28 protein-coding genes are annotated in these 26,940 nt (G+C 67.6%); 17 read left to right on the top strand and 11 right to left on the bottom strand.

Annotated features, from left to right (window positions below; all coding sequences use genetic code 11):
* Nucleotides 1-14: 14 nt before the first annotated feature.
* Entirely contained in the window at nt 15-437 is a 423-nt protein-coding gene (gene arsC / locus PDM28_RS17100) for an arsenate reductase (glutaredoxin) (RefSeq protein ID WP_102946026.1), read from the top strand.
* On the opposite strand, the gene PDM28_RS17095 is transcribed toward arsC, so the two are convergent.
* Both PDM28_RS17095 and PDM28_RS17090 read right to left on the bottom strand, forming a co-directional pair.
* Nucleotides 403-798 (bottom strand): response regulator transcription factor, encoded by a 396-nt coding sequence (locus PDM28_RS17095; RefSeq protein WP_102946025.1) that lies wholly within the window; start codon nt 796-798, stop codon nt 403-405. The genes arsC and PDM28_RS17095 overlap by 35 nt on opposite strands.
* Nucleotides 799-899: 101 nt before the next feature.
* The gene (locus tag PDM28_RS17090; protein WP_311182960.1) at nt 900-1,589 is read right to left on the bottom strand and encodes a type 1 glutamine amidotransferase domain-containing protein; all 690 of its coding nucleotides are present in this window, start codon (nt 1,587-1,589) and stop codon (nt 900-902) included.
* A 133-nt stretch (nt 1,590-1,722) separates the two neighbouring features.
* Between PDM28_RS17090 and PDM28_RS17085 the strand changes: the two genes are divergently transcribed.
* Nucleotides 1,723-2,862, top strand: a complete 1,140-nt coding sequence (locus tag PDM28_RS17085) for a DUF1254 domain-containing protein (protein WP_311182958.1) — start codon at nt 1,723-1,725, stop codon at nt 2,860-2,862.
* Nucleotides 2,863-2,898: 36 nt separating this feature from the next.
* Complete coding sequence (locus PDM28_RS17080) at nt 2,899-3,534, top strand: M23 family metallopeptidase (protein ID WP_311182957.1); 636 nt, start codon at nt 2,899-2,901, stop codon at nt 3,532-3,534.
* On the opposite strand, the gene PDM28_RS17075 is transcribed toward PDM28_RS17080, so the two are convergent.
* The 4 genes from PDM28_RS17075 to PDM28_RS17060 all read right to left on the bottom strand — a co-directional run bounded on the left by PDM28_RS17075 (nt 3,520) and on the right by PDM28_RS17060 (nt 6,073).
* A complete protein-coding gene (locus PDM28_RS17075; RefSeq protein WP_311182956.1) occupies nt 3,520-4,146 on the bottom strand; it encodes a DNA-3-methyladenine glycosylase in 627 nt (208 codons plus the stop codon). The two genes, PDM28_RS17080 and PDM28_RS17075, sit on opposite strands and share 15 nt — an antisense overlap.
* Nucleotides 4,147-4,207: 61 nt before the next feature.
* Nucleotides 4,208-5,095: an RNA polymerase sigma-70 factor gene (locus PDM28_RS17070; RefSeq protein ID WP_311182955.1), complete on the bottom strand. Its 888-nt coding sequence runs from the start codon at nt 5,093-5,095 to the stop codon at nt 4,208-4,210.
* 79 nt (nt 5,096-5,174) lie between these two features.
* The gene (locus tag PDM28_RS17065; RefSeq protein WP_311182954.1) at nt 5,175-5,582 is read right to left on the bottom strand and encodes a cupin domain-containing protein; all 408 of its coding nucleotides are present in this window, start codon (nt 5,580-5,582) and stop codon (nt 5,175-5,177) included.
* 11 nt (nt 5,583-5,593) lie between these two features.
* On the bottom strand, nt 5,594-6,073 hold the full coding sequence (locus tag PDM28_RS17060; RefSeq protein ID WP_311182953.1) for a carboxymuconolactone decarboxylase family protein: 480 nt from the start codon (nt 6,071-6,073) through the stop codon (nt 5,594-5,596).
* Nucleotides 6,074-6,237: 164 nt separating this feature from the next.
* Between PDM28_RS17060 and PDM28_RS17055 the strand changes: the two genes are divergently transcribed.
* From PDM28_RS17055 to PDM28_RS17020, 8 genes are all read left to right on the top strand, one after another.
* Nucleotides 6,238-6,501: a transcriptional regulator gene (locus PDM28_RS17055; RefSeq protein WP_311182952.1), complete on the top strand. Its 264-nt coding sequence runs from the start codon at nt 6,238-6,240 to the stop codon at nt 6,499-6,501.
* Nucleotides 6,492-7,526, top strand: a complete 1,035-nt coding sequence (locus PDM28_RS17050) for a LysR family transcriptional regulator (protein WP_311182951.1) — start codon at nt 6,492-6,494, stop codon at nt 7,524-7,526. The genes PDM28_RS17055 and PDM28_RS17050 overlap by 10 nt, the downstream gene beginning before the upstream one ends.
* Nucleotides 7,527-7,656: 130 nt before the next feature.
* A complete protein-coding gene (locus PDM28_RS17045) occupies nt 7,657-8,406 on the top strand; it encodes an SDR family oxidoreductase (RefSeq protein ID WP_102946018.1) in 750 nt (249 codons plus the stop codon).
* A gap of 6 nt (nt 8,407-8,412) precedes the next feature.
* Entirely contained in the window at nt 8,413-8,919 is a 507-nt protein-coding gene (locus PDM28_RS17040; protein ID WP_102946017.1) for an Ohr family peroxiredoxin, read from the top strand.
* Nucleotides 8,920-8,949: 30 nt separating this feature from the next.
* Nucleotides 8,950-9,957: a bestrophin family protein gene (locus PDM28_RS17035; protein ID WP_102946016.1), complete on the top strand. Its 1,008-nt coding sequence runs from the start codon at nt 8,950-8,952 to the stop codon at nt 9,955-9,957.
* Between the two features lie 20 nt (nt 9,958-9,977).
* Complete coding sequence (locus tag PDM28_RS17030) at nt 9,978-10,760, top strand: SDR family oxidoreductase (protein WP_311182950.1); 783 nt, start codon at nt 9,978-9,980, stop codon at nt 10,758-10,760.
* 177 nt (nt 10,761-10,937) lie between these two features.
* Nucleotides 10,938-13,520, top strand: coding sequence for a methyl-accepting chemotaxis protein (locus PDM28_RS17025; RefSeq protein WP_311182949.1), 2,583 nt, complete (start codon nt 10,938-10,940; stop codon nt 13,518-13,520).
* Nucleotides 13,517-16,153 carry an excinuclease ABC subunit UvrA gene (locus PDM28_RS17020; RefSeq protein ID WP_311182948.1) on the top strand — a complete coding sequence of 879 codons (2,637 nt, stop codon included), beginning with the start codon at nt 13,517-13,519 and terminating at the stop codon, nt 16,151-16,153. Before PDM28_RS17025 ends, PDM28_RS17020 begins: the two co-directional genes overlap by 4 nt.
* Here PDM28_RS17020 and PDM28_RS17015 read toward each other — a convergent pair.
* From PDM28_RS17015 to PDM28_RS17000, 4 genes are all read right to left on the bottom strand, one after another.
* Complete coding sequence (locus PDM28_RS17015; protein ID WP_311182947.1) at nt 16,146-16,709, bottom strand: TlpA family protein disulfide reductase; 564 nt, start codon at nt 16,707-16,709, stop codon at nt 16,146-16,148. The genes PDM28_RS17020 and PDM28_RS17015 overlap by 8 nt on opposite strands.
* Entirely contained in the window at nt 16,706-19,069 is a 2,364-nt protein-coding gene (locus PDM28_RS17010; RefSeq protein ID WP_311182946.1) for a protein-disulfide reductase DsbD domain-containing protein, read from the bottom strand. Before PDM28_RS17010 ends, PDM28_RS17015 begins: the two co-directional genes overlap by 4 nt.
* Complete coding sequence (gene cutA / locus PDM28_RS17005; RefSeq protein ID WP_102946010.1) at nt 19,069-19,407, bottom strand: divalent-cation tolerance protein CutA; 339 nt, start codon at nt 19,405-19,407, stop codon at nt 19,069-19,071. The genes PDM28_RS17010 and cutA overlap by 1 nt, the downstream gene beginning before the upstream one ends.
* Before the next feature lie 127 nt (nt 19,408-19,534).
* Nucleotides 19,535-21,319 (bottom strand): endonuclease, encoded by a 1,785-nt coding sequence (locus tag PDM28_RS17000; RefSeq protein ID WP_311182945.1) that lies wholly within the window; start codon nt 21,317-21,319, stop codon nt 19,535-19,537.
* Between the two features lie 317 nt (nt 21,320-21,636).
* Between PDM28_RS17000 and PDM28_RS16995 the strand changes: the two genes are divergently transcribed.
* The 5 genes from PDM28_RS16995 to PDM28_RS16975 all read left to right on the top strand — a co-directional run bounded on the left by PDM28_RS16995 (nt 21,637) and on the right by PDM28_RS16975 (nt 25,975).
* Nucleotides 21,637-21,924 carry a co-chaperone GroES gene (locus PDM28_RS16995; protein WP_102946008.1) on the top strand — a complete coding sequence of 96 codons (288 nt, stop codon included), beginning with the start codon at nt 21,637-21,639 and terminating at the stop codon, nt 21,922-21,924.
* A 61-nt stretch (nt 21,925-21,985) separates the two neighbouring features.
* Nucleotides 21,986-23,632, top strand: coding sequence for a chaperonin GroEL (gene groL, locus PDM28_RS16990; protein ID WP_102946007.1), 1,647 nt, complete (start codon nt 21,986-21,988; stop codon nt 23,630-23,632).
* A 318-nt stretch (nt 23,633-23,950) separates the two neighbouring features.
* Nucleotides 23,951-25,024 carry a 3-deoxy-7-phosphoheptulonate synthase gene (locus PDM28_RS16985; RefSeq protein ID WP_311182944.1) on the top strand — a complete coding sequence of 358 codons (1,074 nt, stop codon included), beginning with the start codon at nt 23,951-23,953 and terminating at the stop codon, nt 25,022-25,024.
* A 185-nt stretch (nt 25,025-25,209) separates the two neighbouring features.
* A complete protein-coding gene (locus tag PDM28_RS16980; RefSeq protein WP_102946005.1) occupies nt 25,210-25,479 on the top strand; it encodes a type II toxin-antitoxin system TacA family antitoxin in 270 nt (89 codons plus the stop codon).
* 4 nt (nt 25,480-25,483) lie between these two features.
* Nucleotides 25,484-25,975, top strand: coding sequence for a GNAT family N-acetyltransferase (locus PDM28_RS16975; RefSeq protein WP_311182943.1), 492 nt, complete (start codon nt 25,484-25,486; stop codon nt 25,973-25,975).
* Here the strand turns inward: PDM28_RS16975 and PDM28_RS16970 are convergent.
* The gene (locus PDM28_RS16970; RefSeq protein WP_311182942.1) at nt 25,954-26,571 is read right to left on the bottom strand and encodes a trimeric intracellular cation channel family protein; all 618 of its coding nucleotides are present in this window, start codon (nt 26,569-26,571) and stop codon (nt 25,954-25,956) included. The two genes, PDM28_RS16975 and PDM28_RS16970, sit on opposite strands and share 22 nt — an antisense overlap.
* Nucleotides 26,572-26,655: 84 nt before the next feature.
* On the opposite strand from PDM28_RS16970, the gene PDM28_RS16965 reads away from it, so the two are divergent.
* Nucleotides 26,656-26,931 (top strand): GIY-YIG nuclease family protein, encoded by a 276-nt coding sequence (locus tag PDM28_RS16965; protein WP_311182941.1) that lies wholly within the window; start codon nt 26,656-26,658, stop codon nt 26,929-26,931.
* Nucleotides 26,932-26,940 lie beyond the last annotated feature (9 nt).

The raw sequence follows: 26,940 nt of genomic DNA, 5'->3' as shown, positions 1-26,940 counted from the left end.
GTTGTAAAGGAAAAATGAACGCTGTCATTTACCACAACCCCAGGTGCGGTACTTCGCGCAACACGCTGGCGCTGATCCGGCATGCCGGCATTGAGCCGCAGGTGGTGGATTACCTGCGCACTCCGCCCACCCGGCAGAAGCTCGCGGAGCTGATAGCGGCGGCAGGTCTGCAGGTGCGCGATGCGATCCGCAGCAAGGAAGCGCCGTATGCGGCCCTTGGGCTGGCCGACGCGGCCTTGAGCGACGAAGCGCTGCTCGACGCAATGGTCGCCAACCCGATCCTGATCCAGCGGCCGCTGGTACAGACCGGGTTGGGTACCCGCCTGGCGCGGCCGTCGGAGGTGGTGCTGGAGATTCTTCCCGTGATCGCAACGCCATTCACCAAGGAAGATGGCGAAGTGGTCAAGCCGCAGGCGAAGCCAGATCCACGCCGCTGATGATCTGCTCGACGCGGAACAGCAGATCGTCGATGTTGAACGGCTTGCCGATGAACGGCACGTCCTGGTGCGCCTTTGGAATCGCCTGGAAGTAGATGGCTGACGCGAACAGATAGGGCGTTCCCTGCGCAGCGAGGCGGTCCGCTACGGGAAAAATCGCGCCGTCGCGTAGTTCAACATCGAGTACCGCAGCGTCGAAATGCTGGTAGGCCATGGCGGCAAATGCATCCGTCACCGAGTACGCGGGAACGGCGGTGTAACCGGCTGCGGTTAACACTTCGACGAAGAGTCGTGACAGTTCGATTTCATCTTCGACCACCAGCACGGTAGCGCCGGTGGGTGAAACGGCCAAGCTGTTCATGTTCTCTGCGCGGAATGGAGGCAGTTTGAGTCTAGCCCGGCGCATGTCAACGTCGGGGCAAACGCTCTTGCCCCGACGTTCATTGAATGCGAAGGAACCCCTCAGTCGCGTGTTTCTGCGGTCTTCTTCAACAGCGTGTTCGCTGCCTCCTCGGATGAAGCGGGGTTTTGACCGGTGATCAGCAAGCCATCGCTTACCACGTGCGAGCCCCAGTCCGGTCCCTTGGAGTAGTCGCCACCCAGCGACTTGAGCGTGTCTTCCACCAGGAAAGGCACCACGTCGGTCAGGCCAACGCCCGCTTCCTCGGAATTGGTGAAGCCGGTGACCTTCTTGCCCTTCACCAGCGGATTGCCATCGGTCGCTTTGACGTGGCGCAGCACGCCCGGCGCATGGCAGACCAGGCCAACCGGCTTGCCTGCCCCGATGAAGGATTCGATCAACGCAATGGAGTTCCTGTCTTCGGCCAGGTCCCACAACGGACCATGGCCGCCGGGGTAGAAGACCGTGTCGAAATCATCCTGCGAGACACTATCCAGGCGAACGGTGTTCGCCAGTTTGGCGGTCGCCTCTGCGTCGGCTTCAAAGCGGCGCGTCGACGCCGTCTGTGCGTCGGGTTCGTTGCTCTTGGGATCGAGCGGTGGCTGGCCGCCCTTGGGCGAAGCGAGGGTGATGTTGGCGCCCGCATCCAGGAAGGCGTAGTAGGGCGCGGCGAGTTCTTCAAGCCAGAAGCCGGTCTTCTTGCCGGTAGTGCCAAGCTCATCGTGGGACGTGAGGACGATCAGGACGTTCATGCAGTGTATTCCTGTGAAGTGGGGGGGGCAGCCTGGGTCGGGCGCGCAGTGTGGCCCAAGGGCAGTAAAAGTACGGTGTTGAAGGTGCAACGCCGTTGTTAGGCTGCGACCATCCCTCCATGGAGACGCCACCGTGCGCGTTACAGCCTCGCGGAACTCCCACGTTGTCCTGCTCTCAACTGCGTTGGCCCTCGCGGTATCGGTGGCTGCCTGCAAGCGCGAACCCGATCCCGTGGCGCCGGTGGCTGCCGAAGCTCCGGCGGACGCGTCGGCGCCTTCGACCGCTCCCGCCGCTGCGCCGGTCGAACGAGCCGCCCAGCCTGGCGGCGTGACGGTCACCGCCGATAATTTCGTGCGCGCCGAATCGGACCGCTACCTCGCGTCGGTGGTGAAGGACGGCGGGCTGGGAAAGCTGGTGCATCGACGCGAACCGGCGTCCATCGATAACCAGACCGTCGTTCGATTGAATCGTGACACGTTGTATTCCAGTGGTGTGTTCGATCTCGATGCGGGGCCGGTCACCATCACCCTGCCTGATGCCGGTGATCGGTTCATGTCCATGCAGGTCATCGACGAGGATCAATACACTACCCAGGTCAACTACAAGCCCGGCGCCTATACCTTGAGTCGCGGCAAGGACGGAACCCGCTACGTGATCGTGGCGCTGCGCACGCTGGTGGATCCCAACAATCCGGACGATGTGACCCAGGTGCACGCGCTGCAGGATGCGATCAAGGTACAGCAGGCTTCGCCGGGCAGCTTCGAGGTACCCCAGTGGGACGCGGCAAGCCAGGACACGGTGCGTAACGCGCTGCTGACGCTTGCCGAAACCCTGCCCGATACCCGGCACATGTTCGGTACCCGTGACACCGTCGATCCGGTCCGCCGGCTGATCGGTGCTGCGTCTGCATGGGGCGGCAATCCCGATGCCGATGCGATGTACCTCAACGTCACCCCGCCGAACAACGACGGCAAGACCGTGTACCGCCTGCACGTGGCCGATGTGCCGGTGGACGGCTTCTGGTCGGTGAGCCTCTACAACGCCAAGGGCTACTTCGAGAAGAATGCGCAGGACGCCTACACGCTCAACAACCTGACCGCGAAGAAGAATGCGGACGGCTCGGTCGACATCCAGTTCGGCGGCTGCGACGGACAGGTGCCCAACTGCCTGCCGACCATGGCCGGCTGGAATTACCTGGTGCGGCTGTATCGCCCACGAGCGGAGATCCTGGACGGACGCTGGACCTTCCCGGAGGCGGTGGCAGTGCAGTAAGCATGGTGTTTACGCGGGTTCTGCCATGCTGGAGGCATGAACCCGCCCACGCCACCCGATACCGACGATGCAGCAGTTCAAAAGCCGCGCCCGCGCTCGCGGGCTTACACCCTGCGTCGATGGCTGGCGTGGTTCGTGGTTCCCTGCCTGCTGGGCATCACCGTGCTGGCCTTCTGGAACAGCGAATGGTTGAGGGCCCCGCGCGCGATGTGGGACCTGTCCCGCATGCCGCCGCCGACATCGCTGCCGGTGCCGGTGGAAGGCGTGGCGGCGCGGCGCATCGCCGACACCTTCGGCGCGCCGCGTGGGCGCGATCGCACCCACGCCGGGGTGGACATATTCGCGAGACGCGGCACGCCGGTGCGCAGTGCGGGGCCCGGCGTGGTGGTGGCGGTGCGCGACAGCGGACTGGGCGGGCGCCAGGTCTGGGTGGTGGGGCCCGCGCGTGAGCGTTACTACTACGCCCATCTGGAAGACTGGCGCGAAGGCCTCTCGGAAGGCGACGTACTCGCCGAGGGCGATGTACTGGGCTATGTGGGCGATAGCGGCAATGCGGCCGGTACCCCGCCGCACCTGCACTGGGGCATCTATGGCGGCAGTGGGGCTTACGATCCACTGCCGCTGCTGCGTGCGCACGTCACCGGCCAGCCGCGCGCCTCAACCCCGCGCTGACACCGGCCCGGACACATGCGCATGCCCGCGCACGTGCCAGCGCCACGGGAACTCCACCGCATGGCGGATGCCGATGCGTGGCCCCGCCACCGGATCCTCCGGTGGTGGCATGCCGTCGGAGACGATGCGGATGCCGCGATCGTTCTTCACCAGGTCGGCACCATCCAGCATCTTGTCGATGCCCATCGCCTGCGACAGCCGCCCCGGACCGCTGGCCAGCTCGCGGTCGCGGCGGACCGCCGGGCGCGCTTCGCGGATGAGGTCCAGGCCCTGCACCGGTTCCAGCGCCCGCAACAGCACGCCCCAGCCTTGACCGACTTCACCACACACCGCGTTGCTGCCCCAGTGCATGCCATACGTGAAATACACATACAGGTGCCCGCACTCACCGAACATGCTGGCGGTGCGTGCGGTCATGCCACGGAACGAGTGCGCGGCCGGGTCCTGGTCGCCGGCATAAGCCTCCACTTCTACGATGCGCCCGGCACGACCGTCGTCGCGCACCAGCAGCTTGTTGAGCAGCTCCGGCGCCACCTCGGTCGGATGGCGCCGGTAGAAACGGCGTGGCAGCGTGCGCCAGCGCGACGGGGGCAGCAGGACGGAAGCGGGCATGTCAGGTTCCAGCGCGGTTGCCCGCAGCATGCATCGGCCGGCGTCGTCGGCGCATCAAGCTTCAGCGCAGCGACAGCGGCTGCTGCGCCAGGATCCGCGCCAGCTTGTTCGGGTTGCGCTGCACCAGGATCTGGGTGATGCGCTCGCCGTCGGTGTCGAACGACATCGCCGATTCCAGGTGATCGCCGAAGTAACGCAGCAGTCCCATGCGACCGTTGAAGTACGCCGGCACCATGCGCAGTTCGGCGCGCCGCCGGAGCGTGGGTGCGAACAGCAGCTGCGCGATGCGTGCGCCGCCCAGCATCGGCTTCGGGAAGCTGCTGACGATGCCGCCGCCGTCGCCGATCAGCTGCGCCGAGCTGTCCATCAGCGCCATCATGGATTTCAGATCGGCCTTGTCCAGTGCGTCGGCGAAGGCGTGCAGCAACTGCTGGTGCGTACGGTGCGGCACCACGTGCAGCGGCCGTTCCTCGCGCAGGCGAGCACGCGCGCGGTGCACGATCTGCCGGCAGGCCGCTTCGCTTTTGTCCAGGATCCCGGCGATTTCCGGGTAGTCGCGGTCGAACACATCGTGCAGCAGGAAGGCGGCGCGCGCTTCCGGTGCCAGCCGCTCCAGCACGGCCAGGAACGCAACCGAAAGATCGCTGGCCGCTTCGTGCAGGCGCTCGGGCGTGTCCGCGTCTTCGGTCGGGACCGGCTCGGGCAGCCAGATGCCCACGTACTGTTCGCGGCTGCGCCGGGCCAGGCGCAGCTCGTCGATGGCGATGCGGGTGGCGGTGGCGACCAGCCAGGCTTCGGCGTTCTCGATGGCTGCGCGGTCGGTGCCATTCCAGCGCAGCCATACCTCTTGGGCCACGTCTTCGGCCTCGGCCATCGAGCCCAGCATGCGGTAGGCCACGCCCAGTACGCGCGGGCGCAACGAGGTAAACAGGTCGGGGGAGGTATCCATCGCGGCATTCAACACGAGCAGAGGCCGCAGGAACAGTGCCGGGAGAGGAGCACCGTTCCTGCGGCGGGCAATGCCCCGCTCAATGCGGTGGCAATACGGCGGGTTTGTCCGCGTCCTTGAGCAGGAACACCACGAATCGCGCCGGTTTGGTGCTGCTCGCGTTGCGGCCCACGGTGTGCAGGTCTTCCGGACCTTCGTGGAAGGCCTCGCCGGGACCCAGCGTGACCTCGCGACCACCGGCCACGCCCATCACGATGTTGCCCTCCAGTACGTAGACGAACCCATGCGCATCGTGTCGATGTATCGGGTCGGCACCGCCCGGCGGGTACTCCACGGTGAGGATCAAGGCTTCCTTGCCCGGGTACTCGGGCAGGGCCTTGCTCATCACCGATGTCACCACCGGCTCGGGGGCGGCAGGGGCGGGTGCGGCCGCCATCGTGGCGGGGCTGGCGGCGGCCAGCAGCAGGGAGCACAGGATCAGGCGCATGGGTGTCTCCTTCAGTTGAGGTCGGCCTTGTCCAGGCCCCAGGCCTTGTCGCGCGAACCCGGTTCGCTGCGGAAGGCGATGTTGATGCGGTTCCAGGCATTGATGCCCATCACCGCATGGGTGAGATCCAGTATTTCCTGTTCGGAAAGCTGGCCACGCACGCGCTCGTAGAGTTCATCCGGCACGCCGTGCACGGGCAGCTGGGTGAGCACTTCGGTCCACGCCAGCGCGGCGCGTTCGCGCGGGCTGAACAGGGTGGATTCGCGCCACACTGCCAGGTGGTGCAGGCGCAGCGGACGCTCGCCGTGGATCGTGGCCTGCTTGACGTGCATGTCCACGCAGAAGCCGCAGCCGTTGAGCTGGGACGCGCGGATCGCGATCAGGTCCTGGATCGGTTCTTCGATGGTGGTGGCATGCGCGGCCATGCTGTAGTCGAGCAGTTTCTTGAACAGGGCGGGCGCTTGCTTCTGGTAGTCGAGACGTTCGCTCATGGTCGTGGTCCAGGCAGTGGAGGGGGGCAGATCGGAGGCTGCAGGCTAGGCGCCGCGCCGCCGCCCCGGTAGCCGGCGCGGCGGACGCACCGTGTTGAGCGCAACGCACCAATCGCGGCGGGGTGGGGCTGTCACAGCGCAGTGCGCTGGTCCGTCTGACCGGTATGAGCACCCTGAACGCCACCGATGCCGCAGGCCCGCCGTGCCCCGCCGACCAGGTGTGGACGACGTTTCTGGCCGCGCTGGATGCCCTGCCGGCCGACGCGCGCCTGCTGCTGTTACTGCACGACGTGGCCGGGGCATCCATCGAAGAGCTCATGCCCCTGCTTGGACTCTCTGCCGACGACTGCCGGCAGCGCCTGCAAGCCGCCCATGCCTGCCTGCGTGCCCACGCGCGCCTCCCCGGAGTGCCACCCGCATGTCCCTGACCGAACCGGGCACCGTCGAAGACGGTGTCGATCCGCTCACCACCGGCTTCTCGGCAAGCTATGCCGGGGTCATGGCCTTCATTGCGGTGGCCCACGAGGGCAGCTTCTCGCGCGCGGCAGATCGACTCGGCATCGGTCGCTCGGCGGTCAGCCGCAGCGTGCAGAAGCTGGAAGGGCAGCTGGGCGTGCGCCTGTTCCTGCGCACCACGCGGTCCACCTCGCTGACGCGCGAGGGCGAGCTGTTCCATGACGGCTGTCGGCCCGGCGTGGACCGCATCCTGCAGGCGCTGGAGGAAATGCGCGACCTTCGCGACGGACCACCCCGCGGCCACCTGCGGGTCAGCGCGAACCATGGCTTTGGCCGCAAGGTGATCGCGCCGCTGCTCTCTTCCTTCCGCGCACGCTTCCCCGAGGTCACCCTGGAGCTGCAGCTGGAAGAGCGCGCATTGGACCTGGCCGCCGATCGCATCGATGTGGCCTTCCGCGATGGCGTGCTGGAAGACAGCGAGGTGATCGCCAAGCATCTGATCCCAATGCAGCTTCTGGTCTGTGCCGCACCGGCGTACGTACAGCAGCATGGCCTGCCGAGCACCGTGGCCGAACTGTCCGCGCATGCCTGCATCAGCCAGCGCCAGCCGAACGGGCGCCTGCAGCCGTGGGAATTCCGCGTGGACGGCAAGCCGCTCAGCGTGGAACCGTCCTCGGCGCTTGTGTTCAACGACGCCGACCTGGCGCTGCAGGCGGTGCTGCAGGGCCAGGGGTTGGCGCAGCTGCCGAACTACCAGGTGCGTGCGGCGCTGGACGCCGGCCTGGCGGTGAGCTGCCTGGACCAATATGCGGCCGACGACCGTGGCCATTACCTGTGCTACCTGAGTCGGCGCCAGCTGCCCAAGCGGATCCGCGCCTTCATCGACTTCATCACCAGCGAGGTCCGCGCGCTCGACCTGGACGTAGTGACCCACTGGGAGAGCGTGCAGCATGCCGGCGCCCCGGCGCGCGACATCGACGCCGGGGCCTGGCGGTGACCCCGATTGGTTCCCGGCAGGCAACAGTGCGCGTCCGTGCGCGGATCTACTGCCGCCCTGGCGTTCTGCCTAGCATCCCCACAAGCCCCGGTTCCAGCGGGGCGTCCCCTTCCAGCAGTGGAGCATCCCCATGAAGTTCCTGGTCATCGGCGGCACCGGCCGCATCGGCAGCAAAGTAGTCGACCGCCTGCGCGCGGCCGGGCACGAGATCGTCATCGCCGCGCCCTCCACCGGCATCGACATCATCAGCGGCGAGGGCCTGGACGCGGCCATGGTCGGCACCGACGTGGTCATCGACCTGGCCAACTCGCCGTCGTTCGAGGACGCGGCCGTGCTGGCGTTCTTCCAGACCGCCGGACGCAACATCCTCGCGGCCGAAAAGGCGGCGGGTGTGCGTCACCACGTGGCGCTGTCGGTGGTGGGTACCGACAAGCTGGCGGCCAGCGGCTACTTCCGCGGCAAGATCGCGCAGGAAGCGCTGATCCGCGACGCGGGCATCGCCTACACCATCATCCATTCCACCCAGTTCTTCGAGTTCCTGCCGGGCATCATCCAGTCCGCCGGTGAGTCATTGCGGCTGCCCACCGCACTGGTGCAGCCGATCTCCGCCGACGACGTGGCCGATGCGGTGGTGAAGGTGGCGCTGCAGCCCGCAATCAATGGCGTGGTGGAAATCGCCGGCCCCGAGCGCGCGCCGATGGACGAACTGGCGCAGCGCTTCATGGACCGCACCGGCGACCCGCGCCGCGTGGTCGGCGACGCGCAGGCGCCGTACTTCGGTGCGCAGCTGCAGGACGACACCCTGGTACCTGCCGGACAGGCATGGCTGGGCCGCCAGGGCTTCGACGGCTGGCTGCAGCAGTCCGGACTGGTGCGCTGACCTGCCATGTCCGACCTGAAGCCGCCGTCGCCTGCCGTACTCGACAAATACCGTGGCGATGAAGTGCGTCCGCTCTACACCGGGCGGGTGCGCGTCCAGGGCGGTGTCACCGGCCATGGTCGTGCCTCCGGCGTGGTGGTGTCCGACGACGGCGCGCTGGAGCTCGATCTGCGCCTGCCGCCCTCGCTGGGTGGTCCCGGCGGCGGCAGCAACCCGGAGCAGCTGCTGGCCGCCGGTTACGCCGCCTGTTTCCACGGTGCGATGAACCTGCTGGCCAGCCGCGCCGGACTGGTGCTGGTGGATGCATGCATCGAGGTGGCGGTGACCTTCTCGCGCGATCCGATCGACGGGCTGTACCTGCTTTCGGCCGAGGTGGAGGCCTACCTTCCCGGGCTGGAGAGCAGCGTGGCTGCCGAGCTGGTCCGCAATACCGAACGCGTCTGCCCCTACGCAAAGATGTTCCGCAACGGCATCACCCACGTGGTGAGCGTGGTGCCCACCGCAGCGCCCTGAGCGGCGCTTACCCTGCCGGAGACAACGATCATGCACGCTGGTCGCTCTTACACCTTCACCGAATTCCTGGTCTGGACGCGTCGTCCGCTGTACCTGCTGATCCTGTGGAACGTCGCCCTGGTGGCGCTGTACCAGCTGGGCGGCCTGCATTGGCTGACGGTGCCGTGGAACGTGATCTTCATGCTCGGCACCAGCGTGGCGCTGATCGCCGGCTTCAAGAACACCCAGACCTACAACCGGTTGTGGGAAGCGCAGCAGGTGTGGGCGTCGATCACCGCGGCCAGCCGTTTGTGGGGCACCATGAGCCGCGACTACGTGAGCCACCCCGAACATACCCGGCGGCTGGTGTACCGGCACCTGGCCTGGCTGACCGCGTTGCGCTACCAGATGCGCGAGAGCAAGCCGTGGGAAACCCAGAAGCTGACGCCGAATGTGGAGTACCGCAAGCACTATGACGTGCCGGAGAAGGTGCGCACGTTGGATGCCGAACTTACCAAGTACGTGACCCCGGACGAGCGCTCGCGCATCCTGGGTGCGACCAGCAGGGCCACCGAAGTGCTGTCGCTGCAGGGCGCCGCGCTGCGCCAGCTGCTCGACGACGGACAGATTCCGCAGGCCAGCTTCGCCGAGCTGCAGCGCGTGCTGCGCGACCTGCATGACCAGCAATCGCGCAGCGAGCGCATCAAGAACTACCCGTACCCACGCCAGTACGCGGTGATCAACGTGATCTTCGTGCGCATCCTGTGCCTGCTGCTGCCGCTGGGCATGATCGACCTGCTGGCGCCGATGAACGACACCGTGGGCGGTGCGATGGCCGGGCACATGGTGTGGCTGGCGATCCCGCTGGGCGTGCTGGTGTCGTGGATGTACGCCGCGCTGGACCAGGTCGGTGAGAGCAGCGCCAACCCGTTCGAAGGCGGTGCCAACGACATTCCGATCTCGCAGCTGTGCGGCACGGTCGAGAGCGACCTTCGCCAGATGCTGGATGAGCGCGATGTGCCGATCCAGCAGGCGCCTGCCAGCCCTATCGTGATGTAACACCTACAAGGACCTCACACATGAAGATCGTCGTCATCGGAGGCCACGGGCTGATCGGCAGTCGGGTGGTGGAGCATCTGGCTGCGCACGGGCACGAAGCGGTACCGGCGTCGCGCCGCACCGGCGTGGACGTGCTGACCGGCCAGGGCCTGCCCGCCGCACTGCAGGGCGCACAGGTGGTGGTGGATGCCGCCAACGCGCCGATCTTCGACGACCCGCAGGTCGGCGACTTCTTCCAGCGGGCCACCACACAGTTGCTGGCCGCCTGCGAACGCGCCGGCGTGGAACATCTGGTCGGCCTTTCCATCGTGGGGACGCCGTACCTGCAGGACAGCCCCTACTTCCGCGCCAAGGCGGTGCAGGAGGGCCTGATCCGCCAATCCGGCCTGCGCTCCACGCTGGTGCGCGCGACCCAGTGCCACGAGTTCATGGCACAGCTGGTGGCACCGCTGGCCCAACGCCAGCCGCTGCACCTGTCGCCTGCCAAGGTCCAGCCGGTGGCCGCCGATGACCTGGCCGCACTGGTCGCCCAGGTCGCGATGACCGCGCCGACCCGGCGCATGGTGCAGATCGCCGGCCCCGAGTGCCACCGCCTGTTCGAGCTGGTGGAGCGGGTGATGTACTTCAACCAGGACGACCGCCCGGTCGTGGAAGACCCGGATGCGCGCTACTACGGCGCCCGGCTGAAGGACACCACCCTCACCCCCGAACCCGGCGCGCTGCTGGGCAGTACCCGCTTCGCCGACTGGCTGGACAGCCACACGCGCGGTCCGTTACCCCTCGTCCACCTCCCAAAGCCGTAGTGCCGGCCGCCGGCCGGCTCCAAGAGATGCAGAACGCAGGCAACGCGTCATCTTCCCGTCGTCTACGCACGGTACAACGGCTGCGTAGTTTGACGGCGCTCAAGGTTCTGCATAAGCAACCCTAAAGTTGCGCCAGTCCCGGCCGATACCGATGCGTCATTCCGCTTGGAGTACGCAATGTCGGCCTTCCCCCGCCGCCTGTGGTTGTCCCTCACCCGACGCGGTGAGTCCGTTCCCGTCCGGCATGCCCTGCGCGACGGGCTGGTTGCACTGCGCCGGCTGAGCGTGGCGCGCAAGCTGAAGATCAGCCTGGTCGCCTGCGTTTCGGGCCTGTTGCTGGTGGCCATCGTATACGCGTGGACACGGTACAACAGCGAGCGTGCCGCAGACACGTTCGACAGGCACCAGCAGGTCACCGGGCTGGTGGCGGCACTGGGCACCCAGGTCGCCGACGCACGCCGCCTGCAGACCCGCTATGCCACCAGCTTCGACGATGCCGACCGCCAGGCGCTGCAGCAGGCACGGCAGCACCTGCAGGAGTCGCTGGCCGGTCTGCAGCGCGCTGCCGCAGGCAACGGCAAGGCGGAGGCGTTGCAGGCACTGGCCGCACGCATCGCCGAGTTCGCCGACGGCATCACCGCGTTGAACGCACGCGTGGATGAAATGGGGCGTGGCGAGGAAAACCTGCGCGCGCAGGTCGAGGCCGCCGCGACTGCGATGGAGGACGCCCTGGCCACGGTGCAACGCCCGGCGTTGGACGCGCAATGGCAGACGATCCGCCGGCAGGAGGCGTTGCTGCTGCTCACCGGCGATTCCGCCCACACCGACCGTGCCAGTGAGGCGAAGCTGCCGTTCGAGCTGGCGATGGCCTCACCGGGCCTGCGTTCGGACGCGCAGGACGCGCTGCGCGCAGCGATGGACGCCTACCAGGGCGCCTTGCTGGGCTACACGGCTGCCCGGGTCGGCCTGGACATCGAGGCGCAGTCGCTGGCCGACACCGCCGCGCAGATCGCGCCCAGCCTGGAACAGGTCCGGCAGGCGCAGGCCGCGTCGCTGGAGGCGGCGCGCGGTCGCCTGCAGAGCCAGGCGCGGACCATGACCGTCGCGTTCGCAGTAACCCTGCTGCTGGTGGCGCTGCTGCTGGTCGCCACCCTGCTGCTCACCCTGCAGGCGGTGCAGCGCCCGATCGCCGACACCCTGCGCTTTGCCGAGGACATCGCAGAAGACCGCTTGGACACGGTACTGGTCGTACGCAATCCGCACGACGAGTTCGGGCAGCTGGCGCAGCGGCTGCTGCACATGCAGGGCCGGCTGCGCAGCCGGATCGAGGCCGAGCGTGCGGCCGCGCGCGACAATACCCGTGCCCGCCAGGCGCTGGACAGCGCCCAGACCGGGTTGATGGTGCTCGAGCCGGACGGCAGCATCGGCTTCCTCAACCGCGCGCTGTGCAGCGCACTGGGCTGCACGCCGGAACAGTGGCGCGGCGAGCCCGCGCATCGGCTGCACCCGGTGTTCGCCAACGTGGCCGCGCAACTGCAGGGTGGCAAGGGCAGCGCCCATGAGGTCGAGCAGGGCGGTGTCCGCTACCAGCTGGTGCTCAATCCGATCCTGGACGAGGGCCAGCTGCTTGGCGCTGCCGTGGAATGGCGCAGCCGCGCGCTGGAGACCACGGTGGAAACCGAGGTGGCCGCGCTGGTGGACGCGGCCGCGCACGGCGAGCTGGACGCGCGCATCGCCGTGCATGACAAGCAGGGATTCGTGCTGACCCTGGCGGTCAGCATCAACCGGCTGCTGGACACGTTCCAGGGCAACCTGGCCGGGCTGCAGGCGCTGCTTTCGGGACTCGCGCGTGGCGACCTCGGCCTGCGCATGCAGGGCGACTTCCAGGGCGTGTTCGCGCAGATGCGCGACGACGCCAACGCCAGCGTGCAGCAGCTTTCCGACATCGTGGTGCGCATCCAGCAGGCTACCGGCGCGATCCATGGCGCGGCCGACGAGATCGTCGCCGGCAACCGCGACCTGGCCGAGCGCACCGAGCGCCAGGCCGCGCACCTGGAAGAAACCGCCTCGTCGATGGAGGAACTCACCGCCACCGTGCGCCAGAACGCCGATTCGGCGCTGCAGGCGAACCGGCTCGCGGTGGGCGCCGCAGACATCGCGGTGGAGGGCGGCAGCGCAGTCGCGCAGGTGGTGGCGACCATGCATGACATCGCCGCCTCGTCGCGCCGGATCGGCGACATCACCGGCGTGATCGACGGCATTGCCTTCCAGACCAACATCCTCGCGCTCAATGCGGCGGTGGAGGCCGCACGTGCCGGTGAACAGGGGCGCAGCTTCGCCGTGGTGGCCGGCGAAGTGCGCCTGCTCGCGCAGCGCAGTGCCGACGCCGCGCGCCAGATCAAGACCCTGATCGAGGCGTCGGTGGAGAACGTGAATGCGGGCACCCGCCAAGTCGACCAGGCCGGTGCGACCATGACCCGCATCGTCAGCAGCGTGGAACAGGTCACCGCGATCACCGCCAGTATCTCCGCCGCGTCCCAGCAGCAGAGCGAGGGCATCGAACAGGTCGGCAAGACCCTGCTGCAGATGGACGGCAGCACCCAGCAGAATGCCGCGATGGTGGAGGAGGCCAGTGCATCGGCGCAGGCCATGCAGCGACAGGCCGGGCAGTTGTCCGAAGCGGTGGCCGCCTTCGTGCTGGAGCGGCCGGCGGCGCCCGTCACCAGGCGCATGCGCGCGGTGGGTATGCTGGATGCATGAGCACCCGAAAGAAGCCCGCTGTACCCCGCGCTGCCGCTGACGCGTTCGTGCGCGTTCGCGGTGCCCGCGAACACAACCTGAAGAACGTCGACGTGGACATTCCACGCGACGCACTGGTGGTGTTCTCGGGCATCTCCGGTTCCGGCAAGTCGTCGCTGGCCTTCGGTACGCTGTATGCCGAGGCGCAGCGGCGCTACCTGGAGTCGCTGTCGCCGTACGCGCGGCGGTTGATCGACCAGGTCGGCGTGCCCAACGTGGATGCGATCGAAGGCCTGCCCCCGGCGGTGGCGCTGCAGCAGCAGCGCGGCACCGCCAGCGTGCGGTCCAGCGTGGGCAGCGTGACCACGCTGTCCAGCCTGCTGCGCATGCTGTACTCGCGTGCCGGTACGTATCCGGCGAAACAGCCGATGCTGTACGCCGAGGATTTCTCGCCGAACACGCCGCAGGGTGCCTGCCCGAACTGCCACGGGCTGGGCCACGTGTACGAGGTGACCGAGCAGTCGATGGTGCCCGATCCTTCGCTGAGCATCCGCGAACGCGCCATCGCGGCGTGGCCACCGGCCTGGCACGGCCAGAACCAGCGCGACATCCTGGTCACGCTCGGCTACGACGTCGACATTCCCTGGCGCGACCTGCCGAAGAAGCAGCGCGACTGGATCCTGTTCACCGAAGAGCAGCCGGTGGTGCCGGTCTACGCAGGCTTCACCCCCGCCGAAACCCGCGCTGCGCTGCGTCGCAAGGAAGAGCCCAGCTACATGGGCACGTTCAGCGGCGCGCGGCGCTATGTGCTGCAAACCTTCGCCACCACCCAGAGCGCCATGATGAAAAAGCGCGTGGCGCGCTACATGGTCGGTACGGTGTGCCCGGTCTGCGAGGGCAAGCGCCTGAAGCGCGCATCGTTGTCGGTGACGTTCGCCGGGCTGGACATCGGCGCGCTGTCGCAGCTGTCACTGGCGGCCATGGCCGACGCGCTGCGACCGGCCGCCGAAGGCCGATTCGAAGCGCCTGCGGCACGCGCACCGCGTAGCCGTGCCGCCGGGCGCAAGGCAGAGCAGGCGCGGGTGGCCGCCGGCGGCCTGCAGCACGCAGGCAGTAGCGACGTGCGCCGTACCCCGGACCTGTCTGAAGAAAAGCGCATTGCCGCGCAGCGCATCGCGCAGGACCTGGTGGAGCGAATCGGCACGCTGGAAGCGCTGGGGCTGGGGTATCTGTCGATGGACCGCGCCACGCCCACGTTGTCGCCGGGCGAGCTGCAACGGCTGCGCCTGGCCACCCAGATCCGCTCCAGCCTGTTCGGCGTGGTGTACGTCCTCGACGAACCGACCGCCGGCCTGCATCCGGCCGATGGGGAGGCGCTGTACGACGCACTGGACCAGCTCAAGGCCGGTGGCAACACGTTGTTTGTGGTCGAGCACGACCTGGAGATGCTGCGCCGCGCCGACTGGCTGGTGGACGTCGGCCCCGGTGCCGGCCAGCATGGCGGGCAGGTGCTGTACAGCGGTGTGCCGGACGGCCTGCGCACGGTGAAGGCATCGGCCACCGCGCCTTACCTGTTCGATACCCACGCGGCCATGCGCCGCACGCCGCGCGAACCGGCCGGCTGGCTGGAGCTGCGCGGTATCCATCGCAACAACCTGCATGGGTTGGACGCACGCTTCCCGCTGGGCGCGTTCTGCGCGGTCACCGGCGTGTCCGGCTCCGGCAAATCCAGCTTGGTCAGCCAGGCGCTGGTGGAGCTGGTTGGCGACCACCTGGGCCATGAGCCGCCGGCAGCGGAGACCGACGACGACCTGCCGCAGCCGAGCCGGATCGAGCGCACGCGCGGCCGCCTGCATGCCGGGCAGGCCGCGATCAAACGACTGGTCAACGTCGACCAGAAGCCGATCGGGCGCACCCCGCGTTCCAACCTGGCCACCTACACCGGGCTGTTCGACCACGTGCGCAAGCTGTTCGCGGCAACCCGCACGGCCAAGGCGCGGCGGTACAGCGCCAGCCGCTTCTCCTTCAACATGGCCCAGGGGCGCTGCGAAACCTGCGAAGGCGAGGGTTTCGTGCACGTGGAACTGCTGTTCATGCCCAGCGTGTACGCGCCATGCCCGACCTGCCACGGCCAGCGCTACAACGCCAAAACCCTGGAGGTGGAGTGGAACGGCCGCAACATCGCGCAGGTACTGGCGATGACCGTGGAGGAGGCGCTGGCGTTCTTCGTCGACGAAGCGGTGGTGCAGCGCCCGCTGCAGCTGCTGCGCGACATCGGACTGGGCTACCTGCGGCTGGGCCAGCCGGCCACGGAACTGTCCGGTGGCGAAGCGCAGCGCATCAAGCTCGCCACCGAACTGCAGCGCAGCCAGCACGGCAACACCCTGTATGTGCTGGACGAACCCACCACCGGCCTGCACCCGGCCGACGTGGACAAGCTGATGGCGCAGCTGCACGGCCTGGTCGACGCGGGCAACACCGTGGTGGTGGTCGAGCACGACCTGCGCGTGGTCGCAGACACCGACTGGGTGATCGATGTGGGCCCCGGCGCGGGCGAGCAGGGCGGCCAGGTGGTTGCCGCCGGCACGCCCGAGCTTGTCAGTCGTTCGAAACAGGGAAAGACCGCCCGCTATCTGCGGCGCTTCTTTACCTGAGGCTCGCCCACGTCTCCACTTCGCCTGCGGCGAACGGCCCGAGCTTCTGTTTGACGATCCTGCCCTCGGCGTTCACCAGCACCGAATACGGCAGCAGCCCCTGCGCATTGCCCAGGCGCACGCTCGCGTCATCCGGCGCGGGCTGCTCGACCACGATGGGGTAGCTCACCGGCACCTGCTGCAGGTAGTCGCGCACGCCGTCGGGCGTATCGATGGCCAGGCCGACCACCTGCACGCCGTCGCCGGGCTGCGCGGCAGCGAACGCGGCCAGCATCGGCATCTCCTCGATGCAGGGACCGCACCAGCTGGCCCAGACATTGATCAGCAGCGGACGGCCATGGAAGCGGGCGAAATCCACCGGCGCGCCGTCCACGTCGGGCAGGGTGATCGCCGGCATCGGATCGCCCGGCCTGGCCGGGACGGCGGCAGGACGTTCCACCGCAGCAGACCGGGGTTCCTGCGGTTCACGCGCGAACTGGTAGAGGCCGGTGCCCAGGCCCAGTGCCGCCGCGATCAGCCCTGTCACCAGCAGCGACCTGCGCGGCGGCGCGCTCATCGTGCGGTGCGCAGCAGCGCTTCTTCGACCAGCGCCTGGGTCAGCACGGTGGGCAGTACCGTCGGCGGTGCGCCCGGGCCGTACACCACGTACAGCGGCACGCCGACCGCCTTGTGTTCATCCAGGAACGCGGTGATCTGCTCATCGACATTGGTGTAGTCGCCGCGCATGTACACCGCGTTGGTCCGACGCAGCGTTTCCTCGAACGCGTGGGTGCCCAGCACCGCACGTTCGTTGGCCTTGCAGGTCACGCACCAGTCGGCGGTCATGTTGACGAACACCACGCGGTTGTCCTGGCGCAGGCGGTCGAGCATCTGCGGCGAATAGGCCACCACGTTGTCGGCGGTGGGCGCTGCGGCCTTGCCCGGGGCGTCGATGCGGGTCACCGCCCACACCGGCACCAGTGCGCCCAGCAGCAGCACCAGGGCCAGGACCGCGCCCACCCGCTGGCTGCGCCAGCGGCTGCGCTCGAACCACCACAGCGCCAGGCCCAGTACCACCAGCCCGGCCAGCACCAGCGCCATCGCGTCCACGCCGCGCTGCTTGCCCAGCACCCACAGCAGCCACAACGCGGTGCCGTACATGGGGAAGGCCAGCACCTGCTTCAGCGTTTCCATCCATGCACCGGGGCGCGGCAGGCGCCTGGCCAGCGACGGTACGAAGCCGATCAGCAGGAACGGCAGCGCCAGGCCCAGGCCCAGCACCAGGAACACCAGCATCGCCGGCAGGGCCGGCGCGGTGAACGCGTAGGCCAGCGGCGCACCCATGAACGGCGCCACGCACGGGCTGGCGACCACGCAGGCGAGCACGCCGGTGAAGAAATCGCCGACCGGCCCGCTGCGCGAGGCCAGCGACTGGCCCACGCCGCCGAGGCTGCCGCCGAGGGTGAACACGCCCGACAGGCTCAGGCCCACGGTGAACATCAGGTACACCAGCGCGGCGATGAACCACGGGTGCTGCAACTGGAAGCCCCACCCGGCGGCCTGGCCGGCCGCACGCAGGGCCAGCACCAGCGCGCCGATCGCAGCGAACGCCACCAGCACGCCCGCGGTGTACCAGAGGGCATGGCTGCGCGCGCGCTGGCGGCTCTCGCCGCTCTGCGCCACGCCCAGCACCTTCAGCGACAGAATCGGCAGCACGCACGGCATCAGGTTGAGGATCAGGCCACCGGCCAGCGCCAGCAGCAGCGCCGCGATCAGCGTGGTCGGGGTGGCGTCGCTGCTGGTGGGCGGGGGCGTGCGCTGCGCGTTGTCGGCGCTGGCATCGGGTGCCTCGGCCTGCGCCGCGTCCGCCACCGGCTCGTTCGGGCGGATCAGCATCGGCTGGGTGGCAATGCCATTGGCCTCGCGCGGCTGCGGGCGCTTGTCGCGGCTCACCAGCGGCGCGATCACGTCGCTGCGGCGCACCGCTTCATCGGCGCTGGCATTGACCTTGCCGGCCGGCAGCGCCAGCTTCACGCGGCGCGTCATCGGCGGGTAGCAGATCCCGTCGGTCTGGCAGCCCTGGAAGGTGATCACCAGGGTCGCCTCGGCCGCGTCGGCGACGGTGCGACGCAGCGGCAGCGCGACCTCGGTCTGGTCGAAGTACACCGCCACGTCGCCGAAGTGTTCGTCGCGGTGCGACTTCGCCGCGGGCCAGCGCGGGGTGTCGGCGCGGATGCCGGGGGCGCCTTCCAGCTTCAGCGAGGTGCGGTCGCGGTACAGGTAGTAACCCGGCGCCGGGCTGAAACGCAGCAGCACGGTGTTGCCGTCGCCGACGATGGCCTCGAAGCCGAATGCGCGTTCGGAAGGCAGCGGCAGCGCCTGGGTGCTGGCCGTTCCAGGCAGGCGCAGCCCACCGCCGGCGTCGCCGCCCAGCGGGTTGTTGAACGGCGAGGCCGCCGCGCCGTTGAAGGCCGGAGTTACCGCAGTGTCGCCCCGAGCGGTTCCGCCGGGCAGCTTCACCTGCAGGCTGCGCTTCTGCGGTGGGTAGCACACGCCTGCATCGGCGCAGCCCTGGTAACGCACTTCCAGCGTGACCGTGCCGGCATCGTCGGTGGCCTTGCCCGGCAGCACGGCGACCAGACGGTCGCGGTAGGTTTCCACTTCGCCGAAGAAGTCGTCGTGGTGCTTCTTGCCGGCCGGCATCTGCAGCGCCTCGGCAACGAAGGCCGCGTCGCTCTTGACCGTGGTGCGGTGGCGATACAGGTAGTAGCCCGGCGCGATCTTCCAGCTGACTTCGATATGCCCGCGGTCGCGCGCCTGCGCGCTCAGCCCGAAGGCCTCATCGACCGGCAACAGGTCTTTCTCGCTGACGGCCAGGGCCGGCAGGGACACCACGAACAGCGCGCACAGCGCGGCAAAGCGACCAAACAGCGTCATCAATCGGTTTCCTCTCGGGTCTGGGCCCGAATCCAATCCAGGTAGGCCGGCAGGCCAGCGCGGGTTTCGACCGCGATGCACTCGGGGAGTTCATACGGGTGCAGCACCTGCACCCGCGCGATGGCCGCATCCAGGCGGCTGCCGGTGGTCTTGATCAGCAGCTGGACCTCAGCGTCCTCGGTGACCTCGCCGTGCCAGCGGTAGGTCGAGTGCGCCCCGTCCAGCCGTGTCACGCACGCGGCCAGGCGTTCTTCCACCAGCGCGTGCGCCAGCCGCGCCGCGGTGGCGGCGTCAGGGCAGGTGGTCAGAAGAATGAATACGGAATCGGCGGTCGACATGACCGCCGATTATAGGGATGGAATTCCCCCGCTGCCGGCCGGCCCCAAGGCGGGGCCGGCCAACATGACGGCACTGCCGGCCAACACAACGGGTAGTGCCGGCCGCCGGCCGGCTCCATGTAGCCCGTCAGTCAGCCAGCTGGCAGCTCGCCGGCTTGGCCGAAGTGAACAGCGCCGGCGTAGCCCACTCGGGGTGGTCGATGAACGGATTGCGGTTGCCCTGGAAGCTGAAGACGACCTCATTGCGGGCCTTTTCAGCCGCGTTGGGCGGATCTGCAAGGTGCCACTCGATCAGCGTCGAGAGCAGCCCCATGTACGCCGGCGAGGACGAGGTCTTGACGATTCTACTGCGGTCGTCGGTCAGCTCCAGGTCCGGTTCGGACTGCCCGGTCGCCGCGTCCTTGCCGCCCTCATAACGGATCGCCATGTACATCACCGCACGCGCCATGTCGCCCTTGCGCTGGCCCCACACTTCGAAGGTGCCGGTATTGCCGTCCGGGCTGCGCACCCAGTTGGAATTGCCCGGGTATCCGCCGCTGCCACCGCCCTGGCCGTTGTTGTTCTCGGTGGCGCGCTCGCCGCAATTGACGTCGCACTTGGCGAACGGCTTGTTGCCGCGGTCCGCGTTCCATTGCGCGTCGGTCAGGTACAGCATGTGGGTATCGGTGTAGGGCGCATACGGCAGGCCCTTGTCGCCGGTGGTGCTGGCAAAGCCCAGCGAGTTGGGCCAGGTGTGTTCGCGGTTGTAGGTCAGGCCGCTGCCGGTGCCCGCGCGGTCGCTGACCTTGGCGTAGCTGCGGTTGCGGTATGCGTCCAGGATCCGGCCACTGTTGTTGGGGTCCTCGTCGGCGATCTCCAGGATGGTCCAGGTGCTGGTGCCCGAGCCGCTGTACGGATACGAGGTGTGGCCCTTGATCGTTTCATGCAGCGAGCAGCGCAGCTGGCTCGGGCTGGAGGTGTTCACCTTCGAGTAGTAGCTGCCCGGGTCCGGGTCCGGACCGGGGTCGGTGCCGCCTGCGGCGACGTTGAAGGCAATGCGGGTGTCCGCAGCCGGACGGGCGCCCTGCGCATCCTTAATCCGGGTGGCCCGGATATCGAACCGGCAGGCTTCACCGGCGACCAGCGCGGTATTGGTGGACAGGGTGAAGGTGGTGCCGCTGGTGGCGTGGGTGAGCGGCACGCTGCCGGACTGGCCGCAGCTGAGCACGAACGCGCCGTTGCTGAGCGTGACGGTCTCGCTGAAGGTCACGGCCAGGTCGGCGGCGGCCGGGAAGGTGGTGGCGCCCTGCTCGGGGGTGGTGGTGCGAACGGAGGGCGGGGTGTTCGGCCCGGTGCCGCCGCTGCCACTGAAGGTCTGGCCGTTGTTGCACGCACCGAAGGTCTGCGCCGCCGAGGGCGCCCAGGTGAAGTGGGCGTACTGGCTGCCGCTGCCGGTGAGCTGGAGGGAGGTGCCCGGCGCGGTGCTGTTGGTCTCGCTGACCGGGATGTTCTGGCTGGTCAGCCCGGCCGCCGGGCCGCTGGCAGCGGTAACGGTGCCTTCGTAGCTGATGAACTGCACCACCTTGCCGCTGCCATCGACCAGCGCGATGCCGTCGTTGGCGCCGTTCTGCAGGCCGTTGGTGGGGTAGGTGACGGTAGCGAGACTGGCCTTGCCGCAGCCGGCGGCCGTGCCGGCAGGTACCGGGTTGCTGGCATACACCGTGGCGGCGGACGGGGTGCTGCCGTTGTACAGGTACAGCGTGTAGCTGCCGAGGTCCTCGCCGCCGGTGGCGACGACCTCGATCGCCTCGCCGACGTCACCGGCGGGGGTGCTGTCGTCGTAGTGCAGCTCATTGATGAATACGTCGGCGCGGGCGGGGCCGGCGGCCAGCGCCAGCAGGCACGCCAGGGAAAGCGGTGTGGGCAACCTCATCTACGGCTCCTTGTGATTGGGTTTTGCCCGCCGAATCTAGCCAATCCATATGACACATCTATCGATATGTCGTATTCGGCACGCCGCAATGGGACGTGCGTCAAGAAATTGGCGGAACTTTGTCGGGTTGAGCCTCTCCGACGATTCCCCATCTGCGAAAAATTCGGGTCCGGCCCCTTGAAAGGCACAGGTGGGCCACCATCTCTGCCCTGTCCCGCACTGGCGGGTTTTTTCACGAGCGGTGCTGGCAGTCACCTTGGGTGAGTGCTAACATCGCCGGACTTTGTCTGACCAATCAATAACTTAAGAGGTCCCACATGAGCATCAAGCCGCTTCACGACCGCGTTGTGGTCAAGCCGATCGAAGCCGACGAAATCTCCGCCGGCGGCATCGTGATCCCGGACTCGGCCAAGGAAAAGTCGACCAAGGGTGAAGTCGTGGCCGTGGGCCCGGGCAAGCCGCTGGACAACGGCAGCGTCCGCGCGCCGTCGCTGAAGGTCGGTGACAAGGTCATCTATGGCCAGTACGCCGGCAGCAGCTACAAGAGCGAAGGCGTGGAATACAAGGTCCTGCGCGAAGACGACATCCTCGCCGTCATCGGCTGATTGATGCCGCCGGGCCGAGCGCCCGGCCACCTGTCCCCCAATTATTCAGAAGGTAATCGCAATGGCTGCCAAGGAAATTCGTTTCGGTGAAGACGCCCGTTCGCGCATGGTGCGCGGCGTCAACGTTCTCGCCAATGCCGTCAAGGCCACCCTGGGCCCGAAGGGCCGCAACGTCGTGCTCGAGAAGAGCTTCGGCGCCCCGACCATCACCAAGGACGGCGTGTCCGTCGCCAAGGAAATCGAACTGGCTGACAAGTTCGAGAACATGGGCGCGCAGATGGTGAAGGAAGTCGCTTCGCGTACCAATGACGACGCCGGCGACGGCACCACCACCGCCACCGTGCTGGCCCAGGCCCTGATCCGCGAAGGCGCCAAGGCCGTTGCCGCCGGCATGAACCCGATGGACCTCAAGCGCGGTATCGACAAGGCCGTGGTTGCCGCCGTCGCCGAGCTGAAGAACATCTCCAAGCCCACCGCCGACGACAAGGCCATTGCCCAGGTCGGTACGATCTCGGCCAACTCGGACGAGTCGATCGGCAACATCATCGCCGAAGCGATGAAGGAAGTCGGCAAGGAAGGCGTGATCACCGTTGAAGAAGGCTCGGGCCTGGAAAACGAGCTGGACGTGGTCAAGGGCATGCAGTTCGACCGCGGCTACCTGTCCCCGTACTTCATCAACAACCAGCAGGCGCAGACCGCCGACCTGGACGACCCGTACATCCTGCTGCACGACAAGAAGATCTCCAACGTCCGTGACCTGCTGCCGGTGCTGGAAGGCGTCGCCAAGGCCGGCAAGCCGCTGCTGATCGTGGCCGAGGAAGTCGAAGGCGAAGCGCTGGCCACCCTGGTGGTCAACACCATCCGTGGCATCGTCAAGGTCGTGGCCGTCAAGGCACCGGGCTTCGGCGACCGTCGCAAGGCGATGCTGGAAGACATGGCCGTGCTGACCGGCGGTACCGTGATCTCCGAAGAGATCGGTCTGTCGCTGGAGAAGGCCACCATCAACGACCTGGGCCGCGCCAAGAAGGTGCAGGTTTCCAAGGAGAACACCACGATCATCGACGGCCTGGGCGACAAGGCAGCCGTGGAATCGCGCGTGGCCCGCATCAAGACCCAGATCGAAGACACCTCGTCCGACTACGACCGTGAAAAGCTGCAGGAACGCGTGGCCAAGCTGGCCGGCGGTGTTGCCGTGATCAAGGTCGGCGCGTCGACCGAAATCGAAATGAAGGAAAAGAAGGACCGCGTCGACGACGCCCTGCACGCTACCCGTGCGGCGGTCGAAGAAGGCGTGGTGCCGGGCGGCGGTGTTGCCCTGGTCCGTGCGGTCACCGCGCTGGCCGGCCTGAAGGGCGCCAACGAAGACCAGAACCACGGCATCCAGATCGCCCTGCGCGCGATGGAAGCCCCGCTGCGTGAAATCGTCGCCAACGCCGGCGAAGAGCCGTCCGTGATCGTCAACAAGGTCAAGGAAGGCACCGGCAGCTTCGGCTACAACGCCGCCAGCGGCGAGTTCGGCGACATGCTGGCCTTCGGCATCCTGGATCCGACCAAGGTGACCCGTTCGGCCCTGCAGAACGCAGCCTCCATCGCCGGCCTGATGATCACCACCGAAGCAATGGTGGCTGAGGCGCCGAAGAAGGATGAGCCGGCCATGGGCGGCGGTGGCATGGGCGGCATGGGTGGCATGGGCGGCATGGACTTCTAAGGTCCGCGCACCCGCGACATCCTGTCGTGATGCATGCGAAGAACCCCGCCGCGAGGCGGGGTTTTTTGTTGGCCGGCTGCGACCGCAGTTGCGAATGAAACATTTTGCGTCGCACAAAAGCTGTGTTATCTATAGTCCCCAATGAACGCACGCCCCGCCAATTCCTACTTTTGGTATTACTTTCCGAAGCCACCGGCGGAGGAAGGCATGCGCTCAACCTGAAGAAAGCTTCAGACGCATACCCGAAAGCCGCCAGCGCACCTGGCGGCTTTTTTGTTGCCGCCGCGCTGGGGACCCCCACCTTCCAGGAGACCCCCCATGCCCCCGCACACCGACGACCTGCGCATCCGAAAACTCGAACCGTTGACCCCGCCGGCGCAGCTGATCGCCATGCTGCCCTGCGACGACGAAGCCTCCGATACGGTGAGTGCCTCGCGCACGGCGCTGCACGAGATCCTGCATGGCCGAGATGACCGCCTGGCGGTGGTGATCGGCCCGTGCTCGATCCACGATCCGGTGGCTGCCATCGAATACGCCCATCGCCTCAAGCCGCTGCGCGACGCCTACGCCGGCGATCTGGAGATCGTCATGCGCGTCTACTTCGAGAAGCCGCGCACCACCGTCGGCTGGAAAGGCCTGATCAACGATCCGGACCTGGACGGCAGCTTCCAGATCAACAAGGGCCTGCGCATCGCCCGCGGCCTGCTGCGCGACATCAACAAGCTGGGCCTGCCGGCCGGCGTGGAATTCCTTGACGTGATCTCGCCGCAGTACATCGCCGACCTGGTGGCCTGGGGCGCGATCGGCGCGCGCACCACTGAAAGCCAGGTGCATCGTGAACTGGCGTCGGGGCTGTCGTGCCCGGTGGGCTTCAAGAACGGCACCGACGGCAACATCAAGATCGCCGCCGATGCAGTGGGCGCCGCCTCCAACCCGCATCACTTCCTGTCGGTCACCAAGCAGGGCGACACCGCCATTGTCGCCACCGCCGGCAACCCGGACTGCCATGTGATCCTGCGCGGCGGCAAACAGCCGAACTTCGACGCGGACAGCGTGGATGCGGCCAGCCAGACCCTGGGCAAGGCGCACCTGCCGGCGCGGCTGATGATCGATGCCAGCCACGCCAACAGCAGCAAGAATCCGGAAAACCAGCCCAAGGTGGTTGCCGACATCAACGCGCAGCTGGCCGGCGGTGAAGAGCGCATCGTCGGGGTGATGGTGGAAAGCCACCTGGTCGCCGGTCGCCAGGACCTGGTGGAAGGCCAGCCGCTGACCTACGGCCAGAGCATCACCGACGGCTGCATCAGCTGGGACACCTCGCTGGAGGTGCTGGAATCGCTGGCCCAGGCGGTGCGCGCGCGGCGTGCACGCCGTCTGGCAGCGGCCGCCTGAGGCGGGTGCGGGGCCGGCGGCCGGCCGGCCCCGCGAAAGACCACGCCTACTGAAATCCCTGGTTTGTTAATTAGAATCAATTGGATACACCCAACCCAAGTGGCGCAGACTTCAGGCCTCGCTTGAGAGCTCCACAAGGTGTATGTACAATGTATGCACAATCCAGCAACGTGCGAGTGCTCCCCATGGGAACCGCAAGCAAGGTCATCAATTTCCGCGCACCGGCCGACAAGCAGGATCTGATCGATCGCGCCGTGCAGATCAGCGGTGTGAACCGCACCGAGTTCATCCTCGACGCGGCGTGCGACAAGGCGCGCGAAGTCCTGGCCGACCAGACGCAGTTCAACGTGAGTGCGGAGCAGCTGCAGCGGTTCAATGCACTGCTGGACGCGCCGCTCGAAGACAACCCGGCGCTGCGCCGGCTGTTGAGCACGCCCGCACCCTGGGAGCGGTAAGCCCTTGCGGCTCTCCGCTCCCGTACCGCTGCAGGCGGAACATCTGCTTGATGGCTTCCGCTGCAGCGCCCCTGCGCTGACCCGGTGGCTGCTTGAGCGCGCGCACCAGAACCAGGCGTCGGGCGCTTCGCGGTGTTTTGTCAGCTGCGACGAGCAGCAACGCGTGGTCGGCTACTACGCGCTTTCCGCTGGCGGGATATCGCACGACACTGCGCCAGGCAGGATCCGTCGCAACATGCCGGATCCGATCCCGGTCATCGTGCTCGGGCGCCTGGCCGTGCATGCAGAGTGGGCCGGGCAGGGAATCGGCCAGGGCCTGCTGAAAGATGCCGTGCTGCGCGCCTTGCAGGCCTGCGGCCAGCTGGGTGCCCGTGCATTGCTCTGCCACGCCATCGATGAACCGGCCAAGGCGTTCTATCTCAAGCACGGGTTCATCGTGTCACCGATCCATCCGCTCACGGTGATGTTGCCGCTTCAGTGCACTTCGTCACGGTAGACGAACTTCGGCATTTCCCACTTGTAGTGGATCGCGAGCAGGCGCAATGCAAAGCCGCCGCCCAGCGACCAGAGCGTGGCCGCATTGAGCGACACGCCCAGCGCCAGCAGGCCCAGCCACGCGGCACCGGTAAACAGCGTGATCACCGCGTACAGCTCCTTCTGGAAGATCAGCGGCACTTCGTTGCACAGCACGTCGCGCAGCACGCCGCCGAAAGCGCCGGTGAGCATGCCTGCGATCAACACGATCGGCACCGAGTGGCCGGCGTCGCGCGCCACGGCGCACCCGATCAGCGTGAACGCGATCAGCCCCAGGCCATCCAGCACCAGGAAGGTGCGGCGGAAATGATGCATCCAGCGCGCCAGCCAGGTGGCGATCAAGGCCGCGCAGATGGTGAAGCCCAGGTACTCCGGGTGCTGGACCCAGCCCAGCGGGTAATGGCCGAGCACGATGTCGCGCAGCGAGCCGCCGCCCAGCGCGGTGACGCAGGCGATGATGACCACGCCGAACAGGTCCATGCGTCGCCGGCCCGCGGACAGGGCGCCGGTCATGGCTTCAGCGGAAATGGCGATGAGGTAGATGACAGCGAGCAGCATGGGGGGAACTCCAGGACGCAGGCGGCGCCGCGTCCGGCGCGGATTCTAGCAGCCAGCATCCCCGCGCCGGTGGATAATCCCGGTATGCCCGCTGAACCCGCCCCCTGGTACGTGTACCTGCTCGAATGCCGAAATGGCAGCTACTACGCCGGCATCAGCAACGACGTGGACGCCCGTTTCCAGGCGCACCTGTGCGGCAAGGGCGCGCGCTACACCCGCGCCAACCCGCCGCTGAAGGTGCTGGCCGTGCGCGCCTATCCGGACCGTGCGGCGGCGTCGAAGGCCGAGTGGGCACTCAAGAAGCAGCCCCGCGAGCGCAAGCTGGCGTGGCTGCAGGCCGCCGACGCGGAACCGACCTGAGCGTGCTGC

It is taken from the genome of Stenotrophomonas aracearum (assembly GCF_031834615.1).
Classification (GTDB): domain Bacteria; phylum Pseudomonadota; class Gammaproteobacteria; order Xanthomonadales; family Xanthomonadaceae; genus Stenotrophomonas; species Stenotrophomonas aracearum.
This window is presented reverse-complemented; position numbering and strand designations above follow the sequence as displayed.